General features: G+C 44.0%; 14 protein-coding genes. 6 read left to right on the top strand and 8 right to left on the bottom strand.

Translation table 11 applies throughout. The features are described from left to right. The first annotated feature begins 172 nt into the window (after positions 1-172). From nrdJ to ED605_RS07045, 5 genes are all read left to right on the top strand, one after another. Positions 173-2,422: a ribonucleoside-triphosphate reductase, adenosylcobalamin-dependent gene (gene nrdJ, locus ED605_RS07070; protein ID WP_121978188.1), complete on the top strand. Its 2,250-nt coding sequence runs from the start codon at positions 173-175 to the stop codon at positions 2,420-2,422. A 533-nt stretch (positions 2,423-2,955) separates the two neighbouring features. Further along, positions 2,956-3,492, top strand: coding sequence for a cob(I)yrinic acid a,c-diamide adenosyltransferase (locus tag ED605_RS07060; protein ID WP_121978186.1), 537 nt, complete (start codon positions 2,956-2,958; stop codon positions 3,490-3,492). A 14-nt stretch (positions 3,493-3,506) separates the two neighbouring features. Beyond that, complete coding sequence (locus ED605_RS07055) at positions 3,507-4,202, top strand: FadR/GntR family transcriptional regulator (protein WP_121978185.1); 696 nt, start codon at positions 3,507-3,509, stop codon at positions 4,200-4,202. Positions 4,203-4,268: 66 nt separating this feature from the next. Beyond that, positions 4,269-5,465: an MFS transporter gene (locus ED605_RS07050; RefSeq protein ID WP_121978184.1), complete on the top strand. Its 1,197-nt coding sequence runs from the start codon at positions 4,269-4,271 to the stop codon at positions 5,463-5,465. Between the two features lie 230 nt (positions 5,466-5,695). Then, positions 5,696-7,138 carry an MFS transporter gene (locus ED605_RS07045; protein ID WP_225419072.1) on the top strand — a complete coding sequence of 481 codons (1,443 nt, stop codon included), beginning with the start codon at positions 5,696-5,698 and terminating at the stop codon, positions 7,136-7,138. 76 nt (positions 7,139-7,214) lie between these two features. Here ED605_RS07045 and gap read toward each other — a convergent pair whose 3' ends face one another. Further along, positions 7,215-8,225, bottom strand: coding sequence for a type I glyceraldehyde-3-phosphate dehydrogenase (gene gap / locus ED605_RS07040; RefSeq protein WP_121978183.1), 1,011 nt, complete (start codon positions 8,223-8,225; stop codon positions 7,215-7,217). A gap of 220 nt (positions 8,226-8,445) precedes the next feature. Then, on the bottom strand, positions 8,446-9,804 hold the full coding sequence (locus tag ED605_RS07035) for an FAD-dependent oxidoreductase (protein WP_121978182.1): 1,359 nt from the start codon (positions 9,802-9,804) through the stop codon (positions 8,446-8,448). 326 nt (positions 9,805-10,130) lie between these two features. Here ED605_RS07035 and ED605_RS07030 point away from each other — a divergent pair, with 326 nt between their 5' ends. Next, the gene (locus tag ED605_RS07030; protein WP_121978181.1) at positions 10,131-10,355 is read left to right on the top strand and encodes a hypothetical protein; all 225 of its coding nucleotides are present in this window, start codon (positions 10,131-10,133) and stop codon (positions 10,353-10,355) included. A 106-nt stretch (positions 10,356-10,461) separates the two neighbouring features. Here the strand turns inward: ED605_RS07030 and ED605_RS07025 are convergent, their stop codons facing one another. From ED605_RS07025 to ED605_RS07000, 6 genes are all read right to left on the bottom strand, one after another. Beyond that, positions 10,462-10,866, bottom strand: a complete 405-nt coding sequence (locus tag ED605_RS07025; RefSeq protein ID WP_121978180.1) for a flavodoxin family protein — start codon at positions 10,864-10,866, stop codon at positions 10,462-10,464. Positions 10,867-11,026: 160 nt separating this feature from the next. Beyond that, positions 11,027-11,869 carry an ATP-dependent sacrificial sulfur transferase LarE gene (gene larE / locus ED605_RS07020; protein WP_121978179.1) on the bottom strand — a complete coding sequence of 281 codons (843 nt, stop codon included), beginning with the start codon at positions 11,867-11,869 and terminating at the stop codon, positions 11,027-11,029. Between the two features lie 41 nt (positions 11,870-11,910). Next, a complete protein-coding gene (larC2, locus tag ED605_RS14890) occupies positions 11,911-12,354 on the bottom strand; it encodes a nickel pincer cofactor biosynthesis protein LarC2 (protein ID WP_121978178.1) in 444 nt (147 codons plus the stop codon). Between the two features lie 8 nt (positions 12,355-12,362). Next, complete coding sequence (gene larC, locus ED605_RS14885; RefSeq protein WP_121978177.1) at positions 12,363-13,148, bottom strand: nickel pincer cofactor biosynthesis protein LarC; 786 nt, start codon at positions 13,146-13,148, stop codon at positions 12,363-12,365. Beyond that, positions 13,138-13,899, bottom strand: coding sequence for a nickel pincer cofactor biosynthesis protein LarB (larB, locus tag ED605_RS07005; RefSeq protein ID WP_121978176.1), 762 nt, complete (start codon positions 13,897-13,899; stop codon positions 13,138-13,140). Before larB ends, larC begins: the two co-directional genes overlap by 11 nt. 38 nt (positions 13,900-13,937) lie before the next feature. After that, positions 13,938-15,197 carry a lactate racemase domain-containing protein gene (locus ED605_RS07000; protein ID WP_121978326.1) on the bottom strand — a complete coding sequence of 420 codons (1,260 nt, stop codon included), beginning with the start codon at positions 15,195-15,197 and terminating at the stop codon, positions 13,938-13,940. Positions 15,198-15,305: the final 108 nt, after the last annotated feature.

Genomic DNA, 15,305 nt, shown 5'->3' with positions numbered 1-15,305 from the left:
TAACAGCGTGTTAAAAAAATTTTTAGCCACTGAATCCCTTATCACAACGGGGCTGATTCAATCATCTGCTGAATTTCTCCCGGCACAATATATTGATTATCCTCTGCGGTCGAGATACTATATATAGTGTCGAAACAACGAATGATAAAAAAGAAGTACGGGAGGAATCGTTATGCAAGCAATGAAACTTTCATCAGTTTCACTTTCTGATGAATTTATAAACCGAGTTAAAAGCGAAATCACACCGCACTGGGGTGAATTAGGATGGGTCACTTACAAACGGACCTATGCCCGTTGGCTCCCGGAAAAGCAGCGGACAGAAAACTGGGATGAGACGGTTAAGCGAGTCGTTGAAGGAAATATTAACCTTGACCCGCGTCTTCACCAAGATAACGTCGATCCACAGGTAATTAGTGAATTAACGGATGAAGCTAAAAAACTCTACAAACTCATTTACGGCTTAGCAGCCACACCTTCCGGCCGTAATCTCTGGATCTCTGGAACCGCCTACGAAGCTCGAAACGGTGACGCTTTAAACAACTGTTGGTTCATTGCTGTCCGTCCACAACCATACGGGGACAGCCACATCGTTCCTGAATACCTCAAACCGGATCAACCGGCCGTTTCCATGCCATATTCTTTCATGTTTGATCAACTCATGAAGGGTGGCGGGGTTGGTTTTTCTGTCACTAAAGAAAACGTCCACAAGATTCCTCTAGTTAATAATAAAGTGAACTTAACCATTGTCATTGATAAAAACAGCGCTTCCTATGAAGACTCTCTCAAGATGGGCGCCGTTGATAAAGATGCTTACTTCAAGGATCATGCTGTAACGGATGCCGCTTATTACCGCTTACCGGATACCCGTGAAGGTTGGGTCTTGTCAAATGCTCATTTAATCGATTTACATTTCAAGTCAACCAATCCCAAGGGCCAGCAGAAACTTGTGCTTGATGTGAGTGATATCCGCCCAAAGGGTGCTAAGATCAAGGGCTTTGGCGGAACGGCTTCCGGCCCGATGCCATTGATTGAAATGTTATTTGATATCAACGAGATTTTAAATAGTCGTGCTCGTCGTCATCTGTCATCCGTTGATATGACCGATATTGGTAATATGATCGGAAAAACAGTGGTTGCCGGAAACGTTCGTCGCTCAGCCGAATTAGCGTTGGGGTCTGCCGATGATGAGGCCTTCATCACGATGAAGCAAGATAAAGAAAAACTTTACCATCACCGTTGGGCATCTAACAATAGTGTGGCGGTTGATTCAAACTTTAGTAACTATGGTCCAATTGCCGATTCAATTCGCCATAATGGTGAACCTGGGATCGTTAACTTGGAACTTTCCAGAAATTATGGTCGAAAGATTGACGGCCTTCAAAAAGATATTGATCCAAACGTTGAGGGAACCAACCCATGTGGCGAGATTTCGCTTTCGAATGGTGAACCTTGCAACCTGTTTGAAGTCTTTCCTTACGTTGCTACTCAGCAAAATTGGGATCTTGACGAAGCCTTCACACTGGGTACTCGTTTTTCCAAACGTGTCACTTTTAGTCCCTATGACTGGGAGGTTTCTCGAAAAGCCATTCAAAAGAATCGCCGAATCGGTATTTCGATGTCTGGGATTCAAGACTGGATTTTAAGTGAATTAGGTAACCGGGTTGTCACCGGCTATCAGGATGTCACTGATCCAGAAACCGGCGAAACCTATCACAAGCCGATTTATGATCAACGAGCTATTGATAAGGTCAATCAGTTATACAAGGCCGTTGTTAAGGCCGATCGTGACTATTCAAACGAGTTGGGCTGCAATCCGTCCATCAAACACACCACGGTTAAACCATCTGGAACAGTTGCTAAATTAGCCGGGGTTTCTGAAGGAATGCACTTCCACTATGCCCCATACCTGATTCAACGAATTCGGTTCCAAGATTCCGATCCATTGTTGCCAGCCTTGAAGGCCTGTGGTTATCACGTTGAACCCGACATTTATTCGAAGAACACCATGGTTGCTGAATTCCCAATTCGAGCAGCTCATGCAGACAGCAAAAAGTTTGCCTCTGCCGGTAGCGTTTCAATCGCCGAACAGTTTGCAACCCAAGCTTTCTTACAGACTTATTGGTCAGACAATGCCGTTAGTTGTACGGTTACTTTCCAACCCGATGAAGGCGATCAAATTGCCCCATTAATGAAACAGTACCGTCACACAACTAAATCAACGTCTCTCTTGCCTTATGTTGGCAATGAATTTAAGCAGGCCCCTAAGGAACCCATTGACAAACAGACCTACGAAAAGAAAGTCATGCAGATTCATGGTGACGTCCAACAGGTCTTCAATCAGTTGAATAATAATCACGATCAGAAGGGCGCCGAAATCATTGGCCAAACAGACTGTGAAGGCGGTGCCTGCCCGATCAAGTAAGCTTTTGAATGCCCACATTAAACCCGAATTTAAATGATCCGTTCAAAAATGATCATCAAAAAACGGAAACCCGCTTTAAGGTTTCCGTTTTTACATACGAAGGAAGTTCCTAATAATTCCTTGTCGATCCGCTCAACTCGCGGTATCTTATAGGTACGATTCTTTCACGAGGGGGGCAGGAAATTTTGTTATTTCATCCATTTAAAAAATCTGAAAAACAGCGCGAAGACTTTTTAAGAAACATCCGATTCATTGACCGACGCGATTTTCAACATTTTGAGCCCGATCCACACAACGGTCCTTTTAAGGAAGCTTTTCGGCTGAAGAGGATCCATCAAGAATACCGACTTGAAATCCGACGAGAAAGGGCAGAAATGCGGATTCTTCATTTCAAGCTCTTCTTGTTGGGTCACGAAGATTTTCTCAAATTTCTACGGCATGTCATCACTGGTCGAAATCAACCATGATTAGGGCAGTCTACTTGTCTCGGTTTCATTCAACTACTAAAAATTTTAAATAAAGGAGCCTCAAAAATGGTTAAAATTTATACTAAAGTCGGTGATCATGGTCAAACCAAACAGGTTACCGGTAAGATGGTCCCAAAATATGACCTGCAAATTGAAGCCTTGGGGGCAATCGACGAACTTGACTCATGGCTTGGCTACGTCATTTCGATTCTATCTCCCAAAGCCGACCAGTTGGCACCAAAGTTAAAAACCGTCCAGCGGAAGCTTTATGAACTCCAAGCAGACATTACCGTTAAACGCCATCATAATATTTCACTTGACGATACCAAACAACTGGAAAGCGAAATTGATGCGATGATGGCCAAGTTACCCGTCATTAAAGCTTTTATCCTCCCAGGCGGCAATCCTTCGGGGGCTTCATTACAGTATGCCCGGGCATTGGCTCGAAGGGCAGAGCGGTTTGTGGTAGCGTTAAATGATAAACAACAACCGTTAAACGCCGAAATCCTGGAATATTTAAATCGTCTTTCCGACTATCTATTTGCGTTAGCTCGCTACGCCAACTTTTTGGAAGGCTATGACGAAGAAAAAAGTAAATTGTAGCGGGGTGAAAAACCGTGTCGACCAATAATCACCAAAAATTTAAATCACGCACACTGGCAGACCAAGTGTCTCAGCAACTCCAGTCAGAAATCTTAAATCACCAACTAACGATTGGTGACCGTCTGCCTACCGAACCAAAATTAATGGCTCGATTCAACGTGGGTCGATCAACCATTCGTGAAGCCGTTAAAGTATTGGCCAACCTTGGGCTGATCGATGTCCGACAGGGAAAGGGCACTACCGTGATTAACGATACCCTGCCCAGGCAGGCGGTCGCCACTACTTTAAAAAATGCGCCGGCCATTGATGCTTATGAAGCTCGAAAAGCTTTGGAAATCGGCATCGTCAATTTAGCCTGCCTTAACCGCAACGCAACTGACCTGAAAGCGATGAATTATTATCTTGAAATTCGGGCGGCTGCTGCCAACCGTTATTCATTGGATGCTTATCGACACGCCGACGAGCAATTTCATGAAGCGATCGCTAAAGCCACGCATAATCCAGTCGTTAAAGATCTTTATGACGATTTTTGGCAGTCATTTAAAAATCGTTTTGGTGACAGCTTTACCGAAACTAACTTATACGAAGAACAATCAACCATTCACCAAAACATCTTGACGGCGATTAAACAACGGGATCCCCATCAAGCTGTTGACTGGGTCGAAAAAAATATTAATCTGCTGGAACAAACTACCACAACTAACGATTAGCCGCTGAGATTAACCAGCTAGCAACTAATCGATCGTTCAACAATTTATTTGAAAGGACTTGAAAAATTGCACACAGAACGTTCCGGCATTAACTTTACTCTGGAAGTCTTTTTATTAGCCGCCAATTTGCGATTGGCCATTATCGGAATTCCGCCAATTGTGACTAAGGTTCAAGCTTATTTTCAGTTATCAACCGCTCAAACTGGTGTTTTAACCACCATTCCGCTACTTTGTTTTGGGTTTCTATCGGTCGCAACCGCACCGATTATTCGAAAACTGGGAACCAAACGGACGATTGAATCCGCCCTGTTAATATTGACCATTGCCAATCTGCTTCGGACGTATATGACTTGGGGCATGTTTATCGGTACTATTTTCGTTGGTGCCGGCATTACGATGCTGAATGTGTCGCTACCGGCACTAATTGTTGAGCGGCATCCTGAACAATCCGTTAAATTAAATGGTGTCTACACAGCCTCCATTAACGTTATCTCCGCAATTATTGGTGGCATTGCCGTTCCGGTCGCTAATGCCATCGGTTGGCAGTTCACCGTTCAACTATTCTCAATTCCGGCAATCATCGCCTTTTTGGCAACCCTATTATTGCCACACCGGCCAACGAAAGCAGCCGGCCATCATCAAACTTCTAAGGATGGGGCAACTATAGCTGCTCCCACTAAAATTTGGAAACGGGGTCACGTCTGGCTGCTAGCCATCTTTATGGGACTTCAATCTTTGATCTTCTATACGGTTGTTGCCTGGCTGCCAAGTGTCCTAATGTCACATGGTTTATCCGCCACTACTGCCGGCTGGCTGTTTTCCATCTTTCAGATCATTGGTGCGCCCTTTGCCTATCTAGTGCCGCGGGCAACAACCAAAGCAGCTCATTTAAATGCCTTGATGGCGGCACTTTTAGTTGGCTTTTTATCAGGCATCAGCATCTTGATCGCTGTTAACGCAACTTGGTTACTGATAGTGGCCTGCATCATTATTGGGGTCACCACGGCTTCAGTTTTCACTTTGTCGCTTTCAATGATCACCACCATTTCGACCACTCCACAGGAAGCTGGCTCAGTTGGTGGCATTGTTCAATCAATTGGTTATCTAATCGCCAGTATTGGCCCCACCCTGTTCGGCATGATTAAAACCGACTTGGGTAACTGGCCGCAAACTTTAATGGTCCTAATTGCAATCGCATTAGTTAATATTTTAGTTGGGTTCATTCTCATTCAGGTAGTTCAAAAGAAACATTTTGTTTATTAAAACTGCCATGAAGAAAGTTCAAGAACCCTTCTTCCCTAAGCCCCACTTCAATCACTACACCAAGTAGCCGTTGAAGTGGGGCTTCTTAGGTAATGAACCAGTGAGTTCCGCCATTCCGGTAGGAGATTAATCAATGTCTAATTTAAGCTGATAACAACATATTCTTTTCTCTGAGCTGAGTCTTGCGGTATGCTAAATGCAAATAGTGTTTAAAAAAGAAGGCCTTTATCATGACTACCAAGACTGCAACTCCTAAGATCTGGTGGATTTTTATTTCAATTTCGATCTTTTCGTTTATGTCAACCCTAACCAGCAGCGTGGTCAATATTGCAATGCCGGTCATGAGCCGGGCAATGGCGGTTACGACCACACAAATCAACTGGGTGGCATCCAGTTATCTGGTCATGACGTGTATGTTACTGCTACCCTTTGGCAAACTTGGTGACCTGTATGGTAAAGTAAAAATTTTTAAAATCGGTACCATTATTTTTACAATCAGTTCGTTTTTCTGTGGCATTGATCTGGGATTTGGATTTCTGCTGATCTGCCGGGGACTTCAAGCTATCGGTGCCAGTATGACGCTTAGTAACAACACCGGGATCATCACAGAAGTTTTCCCACCTAAGAAACGTGGGTTGGCATTAGGTAGCTTTTCATCAGTCGTTGCACTAGGTGGCGTCATCGGTCCGGGCTTAGGTGGTTTAATCTTGGCGACCCTCTCCTGGCATTATATTTTCTGGATCAACGTCCCTCTGGGGATCTTTGCCATTATGATCGGCCACTTATTTCTCCCCAAGTCGGGACGCTCTCACCAACAGCCACTTGATTATTTAGGACTGGGGTCATTTGGCTTAATGATGGGGACCCTCTTCATTGGCTTGCTTTGGGGACAGGAAGTCGGTTTTTCAAATGGCTGGTTTGAAGGATTAATGGTTGCGACCGTTTTCCTGTTGATCATCTTTCTTCGGCTCGAGCACCATTCTTCATTTCCCGCGGTTAATCTAACGCTTTTTAAAAACGTTGATTTTTCCCTTAACCTAATTGCCACCATCTTAGTCTACGCACTGAATTTTGTCGTCAACATTATCGAACCCTTGTATTTACAAGAAAACCGATTGATCTCACCGCAAATAACCGGCTTGATTATGATGAGCTTTCCAGTCATTCAAATCATTATTGCGCCCTTAGCCGGCAGTTTTGCCGATCATACCAGCGATTGGCAGGTTTATATCATTGGAATTGGCATTCTCATCCTTGGCCAAGTTGGCCTGGCAAGTGTTTCCCATGAAACATCCATTGGACTTCTGTGTCTATGGCTGGGACTAATTGGTTTGGGAAACGGGTTGTTTCAAGGGCCAAACAACGTCATGGTCATGGAGGCCGTTTCTAAAGACCAGTTAGGAATCACCAGTGGCTTGCTGGGGTTATCCAGGAACATTGGCATGACAATCGGCACCATTTCTTCCAGTGTGCTGCTATTTGCCGGGATTAATCACGCACTTGGCAGTGTTGTTCACAACTATCCCGTTGAACAGCCAAATGCTTTCATTTTTGGGATGATGGTCACCTTTGTTGTGACGGCTTCAGTTTTCCTACTCTTTTTAGCAGTCAACCTCCTATTTAAACTTCACCGCCCATCAAAAAAACCGCTCAATAATCGCTTACATGATTAAAAAAAGCACCAGGACAGAATTCACTATCCTAGTGCTTTTTCAATCATGTGATGGTTCGAGTCACTGATTAATTAACTTATTTTTCACCAAATGCTTTGGCGGTTCTGATCATGTTGGAAACAAAGCCGTATTCATTGTCAAACCAGGTTGCCGTCTTAACGACTTGTAAGTCACCATTGGACGTAACTTCTGTTTGAGTTGGATCATAAACGCCACCGTGCGTGTCGCCGATAATATCGGAAGAAACGATTTCATCTTCGTTCCAACCAAATGCCGGATTGTTGTTCGTATGTGGTTTGATTGCTTCATTAACTTGATCTGCCGTCACACCCTTGGCCTTCAAAACGGAAACCAATTCGCAAACTGAACCGTCAATGACGGCGACCCGTTGTGCGTGACCATTCAAATGACCATCCAATTCAGGGATCACTAAGCCAATCGCTTTAGCCGCACCGGTTGAATGTGGAATCGTATTTGCCGAAGCCGTTCGATTTGGACGAAGCTTCTTTCCCTTAGGGCCATCCAAAATCATTTGAGAACTTGTAAAGGCATGGATAACGGTCATAGTACCAACTTCAAGGCCGAATTCCTTGTTCAGGAAGTAAGCCATTGGTGCCAACGCATTAGTGGTACATGAACCGGCTGAAATAATTTGATCATCCGAATTCAAAGTATCGTCATTAACGTTATAAACAATCGTCTTGATTGGGCCGGCAGGAGCGGAAATCAAAACTTTCTTAACACCAGCGTCCAAGTGAGCCTGTGATTTTTCTTTGGAAGTGTAGAAACCGGTACATTCAAGAACCAGTTCAACGCCATCGTTTTTAGCCCAAGGAATCTGTGAAGCATCCTTTTCAGCATAAACGTGGTACTCATGACCATCAACAATAATTGAGTCATCAGTTGAACTCACTTCACCCGGGTAAGTCCCATGGGTTGTATCATACTTGAACAAGTATGCCAACATTGACGGGGTGGTTAAATCATTAATCGCCGTTACTTCAATGTCGGGATCATTGACTTCAAGAATTCGACGAAGTGCCAATCGGCCAATTCGGCCAAAACCATTAATGCCAATTTTTACCATATTCGTTTCCCTCCTATATCAAAACAGACACAATTAAACTGTGTCAAATCTTTTAACCAAATAAAAGTATAGGCCGGTTTTGGTTTTAAGCAAGCAATTCGACTTAACGCTAATAATTACTCAAAAGGATCGTCACATTCAAGGATTTCCTCTTGAATTTGACGACCCTTAGCTAGCAAGGCTATTTTATCTGTATCATGAAATGATTTTAGTTAAACAATTATTTTTGAGCCAATTCACGTTGTGCTTTTTGGGCAGCAACGTTAATGATGTTCCATGGCCGATCAAATCCAGGTTGGAAGAAGAAGTCGGCATAAGCTAAATCATCAACTGTCAGCTTTTGTTGGATAGCAAGCGAAATAACGTTCATGTTAGCCGTCACATCAGCTTTTGACATAATTTGAGCCCCAAGAATTCGACCATCTTTGGGATCAAATGTCAATTTAAATTGGACTTTGGCGTTTTGATCTGCCGGAACAAATGGTGGTCGGTAAGTATCTTCGACATAAACCGATTGGGTCTCAGCACCAAACTTATCAGCGGTCCCTTCCTTGATACCGGTGGAAGCAAAGTGATAATCAAAGACACTTAAAGCTGATGAACCGGAAACTGCCGGTGTCGGTTGGGTGGCCTCGGTTAAGTTCTTAACCGCATATCGACCCTGACGTCGACCATTGGTTGCCAAAGCAATTTGAGCCGGCCGATCAGTTGGGGCAAACTTGACTTTAGTTGCATCCCCAACCGCAAAAATATCAGGTTGACTAGTTCGTTGATACTCATCGGTTTTAATGGTCCCGTTGCTATTTAATTCAAGCGTATCAGCAAGCCACTTCGTATTTGGCTTGACACCAACAGCTTCAACAACCAACTCAGCTGGATATTCGGCCTGATCAGTAACCACTTTGGCCACCTTACCGTCTTTTCCAACAATTTCTTTAACCGTTTCACCCGTTGCGGCATGGACTCCATGAGCAGCCATTTCTTCAGTCAGGATGCCGGTGAATTCTTTATCCAGATAGACACTTAACAGTCTTGGCAGAATATCGATCACGGTAACTTTTTTACCAGCCTTCGCGAAGACTTCGGCAGCTTCAATGCCAATGTAGCCGGAACCAATTACGACAACATTTTTAATGGTTGGTTCAACTGTGGCCCGCTTTAACTTCATCGCCCAATCGCGACCACGCATGTAATAAACGTTTTGCAAATCATTGCCGGGAATTGGTAACGCAACTGGAACTGCCCCGACACTCAGGATTAATTTATCATAACTTTCATCGCGTTCGGTTCCCTCGGCTAGATCCTTCACGTGAACTTCGTGTTTATCTGGTGAGATCGATGTAATTTCTTGGCGGACAAACACGTGAACACCTTGACTGCGCATGCCTTCAGGGGTGGCGTAACGCACGCTGTTAACGTCTTTAACAACCCCTTCAAGGTATAATTGCATGCCACAAGACAGGAACGAAATGAAATCACCTTTCTCGTACCATTGAATTTCAGCATCTGGATGAGTTGCCAATAATTCACGAACTGCTTCATAACCACCATGAGATGACCCAACAACAATTACTTTCACTGTAAATCCCTCCTGTTATTTTGCTTCAATTACATTGTAACAATTATAATGTAATAATTCAACCTATTTTAGAATCATTCTAAATAACAGTCGATGCCTACCAATCTAATTTTATGCTATCAAACTGCCATCTAAAAACCAAGCGCAAACTTTTTAAGATTTCTGTGTTCATTTTCATGTTTTACTTCAGAAATATTACAAAATTAACTTAAAATGTAAACTAAATTGCCTTGTATTACCACTCGGAATCAATTATAGTAACATTAATCAATAATAAGATTTGTAAGATGTATTCACACCCTCAACCATTTTCGGAGGTGGCTGCCATGTTAAAAGAACTTTTTTCCCGTTTATTAAATGCCCTCCTATTATCAGCAATTTCACTTGGAACGATTCTGTTTATCGTCAAGGGAATTGTTGACCTTTCTTATACCGGCATTTATGCATGGCCGCAGTACGTCACCTATTTTATTACCGGAATGATTGGCGTGACGATCATTATGATCGCTTTTGAAACAATCGAAATGTTGGCCAGCAGAAACCGACGATAACTCATCACCATTAAAAAGCGTTCGTTTATCACCTGATTTTACTCTTAAAATGATCAGGGAATAAACGAGCGTTTTTTATGTCTCGCATATCGACCTGCTACCCGTCTCATTGGGTGACAGTCTCCTTGGCAAAGGCCTCAATTTCCTTCTTTTGATGACCGTTAATATTACCCATTTTCGGCATGACACCATGTAGAAATAGATGGTCATCAGCTACTGGGATCTTCTTCTTTTTTAAAACTTTGGTAAGCTGCTTTTCAATCGTGAATACGCTTCCAGAAGTGCCGAACAAAAAGACTTCTTTGACTTTTTCAGGATCCAAATTAGCCGCAAAGGCTTTCAGATGCTTATCGGCACTCATATTGTAAACGCCACCACCAAGAAAGAGCCGATCAACCGGCTTATCAATTGGTGAGTCAATTGATTTAGCAGGTACATGAAGCTGCTCACCCAGCAAATTGGCTAACTTTTCCGTATTCCCCGTTCTTGAGTAAAATCTAATTGCATCCATTTTGCCATCTCCCCAACTTATTTAGCAATTGATTACCACTAACCCGATTATAGTTCTGTATCCGCTTTCTTTCAAATTACTTGTGACATACTTGTTTCAATTTGAAAAATAAAAAACAGCAACCGGCTTGCCCGCCAAGTTGCCGTTACACGACATCATTTCATTTTTGGTTAACTGTTAACCGTTGCTTAGTAGCGACCGATAAGTCATCATTCATTCGGCCACTCTTAAAGCCAGCCATATCAACCGTTACATACTTAAAGCCAAAAGATACCAGTGCCTCTTGAACCCGATCATGTTGCTCAACCAGCCGGTTCAACTCTTTAACTGGAACCTCAATTCTGGCAATTTCATTATGATAGCGAACCCGAACCACTGGAAAGCCCAAGTCACGCAAATACTTTTCAGCTTGCATCACCTGCTTAATTTTAGCAGGCGTTAACTGTGTATAGTACGGAAACCGAGAGGCAATTGAGCAGCTGGCAGCCTTATTCCAATTGTGGAGTCCCAATGATTTGGCCAATCCACGAACATCATCCTTATAAAAACCGGCTTTTTGAAGAACACTGATGGCGCCCGCCTCGTTACGAGCAACCAACCCCGGTCGAAAATCATTTAAATCATCCATGATCATCCCGTCAAGAACTGCTTGATAACTGCCCTCCTTGGCAATCTGATTTAACTGCTGATAAAACAATTGCTTACTATAGTACCAGGTTTCCGGTTCATTAGCCGCGATATGGGCGTTGGCAAGATAATCAATTGTAATGCCCCGAACATTGGCCTTTAACGATTTGGCCAATGAGATGGCTCGAGTATATTCTTCGTCGGCAAATAAAACTGAGTTGGCAACCACTGCCAGCACTCGATCCTTTCCCAAGACTCGAAGTGCTTCGGCAAGAACCAATGTGCTGTCAATCCCACCGGAAAAGCCCACCACAACTTTTCCAAGCGGGGCGAGTAACGATTCAAGTTGGACTTTCTTTTCATTTAATGCTGTCATGTTTAACAACTCCCTTTCAAGCAAACCTTTCAAAACAGCCATTATTCCAGGCACTGGTACACTGCTTGATAAACGTCCTGCAGTGAAACCCCAAAGGCTTTTGATGCCTTCAAACAATCTTCAAATTCCGGAACCGTCTTTTCAATCTCCCCAAATTTAGCAACTTTGACAGTGATCTTACCGAATTTGGTTTGAATCGCTTTAAAACTTCGAGCCATAATCAGCCGGTCAAGCCTTTGGTAACGAACTCCCAGCGTCGTGGTGTGCTTTAAAATCAAGGCGGCCAGCCTATTCAAATCATCAGGTGTCACCAAAGCGGTCAGTTCAACGGCGGGCCGGTTTTTCTTCATCTGGATTGGCGTGAAGAACGCGTCCAGTGCCCCCTGATCCATTAATAGATCGATGATCGGCGCCAACGTTTCCGGTGACTGGTCATCGACGTTGGCATTTATCGAAATGACTTGATCCTCAGGTTGATTAACCAATTGATGACTTAATTTTTTTTACATTTTAAGACCCTTAAAGCGTTGAACTGCGGGATCCGGCGATTGCCAAAACCATAGCCAACCTTTTTAATTTCCAGATTTTTCGGTAAATCGCCAAATGACCTCACAATTTCTTTCACGATGCCAATACCGGTTGGGGTGACCAATTCTGTTCGAATATTGGTCTCTTGGTGAATCGGGATGGCCGTGCCCACCCGCATCTGCATAACTGCTGGCACCGGTACCGGCATGATGCCATGGGCAACTTTGATAAACCCGGTGCCATCTGAAATCTCTGAGCAATAAACCTGATCAACATCCAACATCTCCAATGCCACAAACGCGCCAACAATGTCAACGATTGAATCCAGTGCCCCAACCTCGTGAAAGTGAACTTCTTTAACAGGCCGATGGTGAACCGTGGCCTCTGCTTGAGCAATGTCCGTAAACACCGCGATCACATGTTGTTTCACTCGATCACTTAGCTCGCTTTGATTGATCAGTTGCTGAATCTCTGTTAAATGCCGATGGGGGCCATGAGCCGGATGAGCCTGCCGGTCTTTTTCAGTGACAACTGCGTCATCTTTACCGGCCACATCTAAAACGGTGTCAAAATCGGTGCCGTAAATGCTACTGTGGGCCACTCGTTTCGCCGTTACTCGGTAACCGCCAACGTTTAGCTTGGCCAGCTGTTGTTTGAAAGCTTCAAAATCCAGTCCCAGATCCAATAACGCGCCAATCAGCATATCGCCACTAATCCCTGAAAATGCATCTAAGTATAAGCTAGTCGCCATTTTTTCCTCCCAAATGATTGATCATACTGGCTGAATAAGCCGCCCCAAAACCATTGTCGATGTTAACCACCGTTACGCCGGCAGCGCAACTATTCAGCATGGTCAGCAGTGCCGTGACACCCTTAAAACTGGTGCCGTACCCAACACTGGTTGGCACCGCGATGACCGGTTTGTTTACCAACCCACCAACTACGCTGACTAAGGCGCCTTCCATCCCGGCAATTACGATCACCACTTTGGCTTTACGAACTACCTCGATATTCGCCAGTAAACGCTGCAAGCCGGCCACACCGACATCGTAAATTCGGTCAACCCGGTTACCATACAATTCCGCGGTTACAGCAGCTTCTTCGGCAACCGGAATATCCGTGGTGCCAGCCGTGAGAATTGCAATAGTTGAGGACGTCAATGGTGGCGTTTGGCTCACGTCGGTCAGACACCGACCAGTTGCGTGATACGTGGCGTTTGGAAACTGCTTTAAAATACCGGTTGCCTGATGCTTCGAAACGCGGGTTACTAAAATGGTTTGCCCAGCCTGCTTTAAGTCCCTCATAATCTGAACAATCTGTTCAATCGATTTTCCCTGGCCGTAAATCACTTCCGGATAGCCGGTCCGCTGATGACGTTCCAAATCGATTTTGGCAAAATCCAAATCAGAAAATGTCTGATCGGCTAATTGATCAGCCGCTTGCGCCACACTGATTTCATGACGGGATAAGCGGTTTAAAACATCCTTAAGTTGCTTTGACATTTGTTTCACTCCTAATTTCACGATAATTTAATTCGCCGTCATGCTTTCGAAACTTCCGGTACCGTCAATGAGCCGGCCGGCAGGATAATCACGGAAGCTTGTTTACCCTTCTGAGCCAACGCTTCAGTGAAGGCCACTTTTAAATCGTGAAATGGTTTAAAATGAACATTTTTCATCTGTTCGTCAGTTAATTGGGTCACCGCCCACGTGGAAGCCCAAGTATCAATCTGCGCCATCTTAGCCGCTTTGTGATAACCAAGGTGCCAGCTTTGGTCAATCTTTTTCAGCACCCCTTCAGCCGTCTTTTCTGAACTTAGCAGATTATAAAATGGCTTGGGGCCAATGCCAGTCCGGCAAGTGGCCACTAAAATCAGGATGCCATTGGGCTTCAACGCCAACTTGCCATTATCAAGCGCTTTTTGAGATTGATAGAGATCAACATCCATCGGGTAGGGCGCTGCCGAAATGACAATATCGGCCTTATGAGGAATTTGAACACCAAAAACTTCTTTAGCCTTATCGATGCCAGCGTAAAATGAACCATTCAGGTCGCCGGTTGTGACGGCATAAATGTCATGATCACTATCCAACACTGTCTCAATCGCAAAAATGTTTAACCCCTTTATCACCTTCATGGCATCCATCATATCTTCGTGAACCGGATTACCTTTTAGATTCATTGCCCGAGCAGCGTCCATCAGAGCCAAATGATGGTTTTCTGAAATGGTTTTATAGGCAGCCACTCCAGGTAGAAACGATTTTCGGCCACCGGTATAGCCGGCAAAGTAATGGGGCTCAATTGAACTGATCGGAACTACTCGATCAGCTTCGGTAACAATTTTATTCAAATACATCTCTGTACCGTTCTTAGACTTTCCCAAATACGTCATCGGATCGTGCTTGCTGTCATGACTGTGGATCAAGTTGCGCCGCTTCAAATCCTGATAAATTTCATTACCAAAAATAAACCGGTATTCTTTCTCAGTCGGTGCTCGGTGAACGCCGGTTGCGACAATAAACGAAATATTTTTGTGTTTGATTTTGGGATAGATAATCTTTAAAATTTCGGCAGTTGGTGTCGGCCGGGTGCCGTCATTAACAATAAAGACAATCTTTTTATCGGTATCGATGAAGTCATCAAAGGACGCTGACGCAATCGGATGAGCCAACGCCTTGGTGATCACACTAACTGCATCAGGCTTTTTGACTGCATTGGGATTGTAAACGCCGACCAATTGGTTAGTCGGCACATCGATTTCAAAAGCATCTTTCTCCCCATATGGGACTTTCACTTTCATGATCAGCACCACGGTCCTTTCCTTATACCCGCTTTTACAATGACAATGGTTTATTTCCAGATTACCATTTAATTCACATTTTGGCAGATCAAATTTTAAAATTATTTG

Origin of the sequence: Lentilactobacillus raoultii (genome assembly GCF_900411375.1) — a bacterium.
Lineage (GTDB): Bacteria > Bacillota > Bacilli > Lactobacillales > Lactobacillaceae > Lentilactobacillus > Lentilactobacillus raoultii.
The sequence above is the reverse complement of the archived record's forward strand: the minus strand, read 5'-3'. Positions and strand labels throughout refer to the sequence as shown.